Source organism: Blautia sp. MSK.18.38 (assembly GCF_024460535.1).
Lineage (GTDB): Bacteria > Bacillota > Clostridia > Lachnospirales > Lachnospiraceae > Blautia_A > Blautia_A fusiformis.
Genome location: NZ_JANFYP010000071.1, coordinates 1 through 1,791, shown reverse-complemented (window position 1 = coordinate 1,791; position 1,791 = coordinate 1). Strand labels below are relative to the sequence as shown.

The 1,791-nt window shown below is 37.6% G+C and carries 2 protein-coding genes; both read right to left on the bottom strand.

The annotated features are described in order from the left end of the window. A partial coding sequence (locus NE638_RS17710) for a MerR family DNA-binding transcriptional regulator (RefSeq protein ID WP_256137236.1) occupies window positions 1-308 on the bottom strand: 308 nt, incomplete at its 3' end. A 404-nt stretch (window positions 309-712) separates the two neighbouring features. After that, window positions 713-1,411, bottom strand: a complete 699-nt coding sequence (locus tag NE638_RS17705) for an energy-coupled thiamine transporter ThiT (RefSeq protein ID WP_022427325.1) — start codon at window positions 1,409-1,411, stop codon at window positions 713-715. Window positions 1,412-1,791 lie beyond the last annotated feature (380 nt).

Genomic DNA, 1,791 nt, shown 5'->3' with positions numbered 1-1,791 from the left:
CTTCCATAATCTTCAATACACTGGTCTACAATAATACCTTTGGCATTACAAAACTGTCGTAAAAATGCAACCTGGTTTTGTAAATCATCTTTTTGATTTCTTGTAGATACCCTGGCATAAATAACTACCTGACGTTGGTCATCTTCAGTACTTATTCCTTTGAATTGCAGATATTGGTCATAAGTGTAATAACGTCTATCAGTTGGAGTTCGGTTTGCCTTTAGAGTTCCGTCTCTATCCCAACGCTGTAATGTTTTTACAGATACACCTAACAGTTCAGCAAAATCTTTTGGCTTGTAATTTGTGATATTTGATGTGTTCATAATAATTTACTCTTTTGAGTACTTTTAAACACATTTGATCACATTAGTCAACAAATTTGATTACTTAAGATATTCTCCTTTTCGCAACTGTATGGCTGCTTTTTCTTTTGTATTTTATATGTTCAGATATGTTATATCTGTCTGAAATATTTTAACCGAATCAAAGAAGTCTCCTATGTGGTTGCGAAAAGCAATAAACTGTAGGTGGGGACTTGCCTTCATCCGTTTGAACGGGAAATTATTCCGCCTGATTATCATAGCACAACTTTCTTTAGGTGAAAAGTATTCTTTGTGTTTTTGGTTTGTTTTATATAACTTTTTGTGATTTTTCAATAAAAAAAGATCGTAGTAGCTTGAACGATCTATTTTTATTTATGTGTCTGTATTAATTATTTTTCGGTGGCTGCAGATTGTCGGTTTCCACCAGTTGCCATTATTCGCATTCGCCCAAGTGCACGGGATACTGCCGGAATAGAAATTACTACGATCGTCAGTACACCTTCCAGAAGAATATAACTGTAATTGTAAATAATCGGATACAAAGCTGTCAGAGACTTCGGGAAATTATCCGGCATATAATCCATCCAATAAAGATATCCGCCAAGTGCATGGAATGCCCCTCTTGCCAGAATTGCTAGTATGTATGCTTTAAGAAGACCATGTTTTCTGGATTTTGTAAATAATCCGGAAAGCCCCATGGCTCCAAATGCCAGAATGTAATCACAGCATACCTGAAAAAATGAAAGGACATATGGCTCCTGGAGGAACTGAAAAATCCCATATACAAGACCGGTAAGAATTCCTACCTTAATGCCATACCAGTAACCGATCAGAACAATAAACAACATACTGAACAAGGTCACAGATCCGCCAAATGGCAGTTTAAATATCTTAATGTAGGAAGTTACATATGCAAGTGCCAATGCTACTGCACAGGTAACCAGCTGCTGTGTGGTAAATTTTAATGCAGATGTGTTTTTCTGAAGTAATACTGCTACCAGAATTATCAAAATTAGGACTGCAATAACAGATACGGCATATCCTGCCGTTGTGAGACCGCCTTCGGCAGTCACAAGAAAATTAAACATACTCTTTTCTTTCCTCCTTACGATTAAATTGCCCAAATCAAGTTCAAAGGTCAAAGCCTGCACCTCCTCACAGCCTGGTCAGGCTCCTTTGGTCTTACCTATTGTAGCATATGGAAAAAGAGATGTAAATGGTGGGAGATGTATGATTATATATAATAAAAACAGGAGAAAAATCCATGTACTGATTTTTCTCCTGCTTTCCTCTTTCCCTTTGTACCTTAAAAACTACATACATGCTTTGTTGATGGTTAATCAAACTTTTTGAATCAAATTTAACCTGCGTACCGATACTACAGCGGGGGGGTATCCCCGCTTCCTCGGCTTGTTGGTCAAGCCCTCACCCGATTAGTAACAGTCAGCTCCATGTGTTACCACACTTC